This is a genomic window from Streptomyces sp. SPB074 (assembly GCF_000154905.1).
In the GTDB taxonomy this organism is placed as follows: domain Bacteria; phylum Actinomycetota; class Actinomycetes; order Streptomycetales; family Streptomycetaceae; genus Streptomyces.
Genome location: NZ_GG770539.1, coordinates 2,422,192 through 2,423,017 on the forward strand (window position 1 = coordinate 2,422,192; position 826 = coordinate 2,423,017).

Annotated in this window: 1 protein-coding gene; it reads left to right on the forward strand. The window is 81.6% G+C overall.

Annotated elements, in window-relative coordinates:
- A partial coding sequence (locus tag SSBG_RS09830) for an FtsK/SpoIIIE domain-containing protein (RefSeq protein WP_037869382.1) occupies positions 1-826 on the forward strand: 826 nt, incomplete at both ends.

Genomic DNA, 826 nt, shown 5'->3' on the forward strand with positions numbered 1-826 from the left:
CCGGGCAGTACGAGGGCCTGCGGGCCCTCGTCGTGCTCGACGGCGACCCGGGCACGCCCGCGCTGCGCGAGGCGGCGGCGTGGTGCGCGAGCGAGGAGGGGCGGGCGGCCGGGGTGCACCTCGTGTGCCTCGCGGAGACCGCTCCGGCCTCCCCGGCCTCGCCGGTCGCCGAGACCTTCGAGGCGGCCTGCGCGCGGCTCGCCGCCTTCCGGGACTGCGGGGCCGCCGCGCTGCTGAGCGGCGACGTCGCGACGGCCGTGCACGTGGTGCGCACGGTGGGCGGACGGCTCGCCGGGCACGGCACGACGGGCACCGTGGACGCCGTCTCGGCGGCCTGGGCGGAGCGTTTCGCGCGGGCCCTCGCGCCGCTGCGCACGGACGCGGCGCGGGGCGCGCCCCGGACCGCCGCCACGGCCTCGCCGCTGCCCCAGGCGGTGCGGCTGCTGGACGAGCTGGGCCTGGCGCGGGCCACGCCCGCCTCGCTGCTCGCGCGGTGGGCGAGCGCGGCGGACGAGGCACCGGGCGGGCGGGTGCTCGGGGTGCTCGGCGCGGGGCCGGAGGGCCCGGCGCAGGCGGATCTCGGCGGCACCCAGGGGCCGCACCTGATCATCGAGGGCCCGGCGGGCAGCGGCCGCACCGAGCTGCTGCGAGCGCTCGCCGCCTCGCTCGCGGCGGGCGAGCGGCCGGACCGGCTCGGGCTCGTCCTCGTGGACGGCGCGGGCGCGCCGCCGGAGGGCGCGGGGCTCGGGGTGTGCGCCGAGCTGCCGCACGTGACGACGGTGCTGCGGGCCCAGGACCCGGTACGGATGCGGGAGTTCGCGCAAGC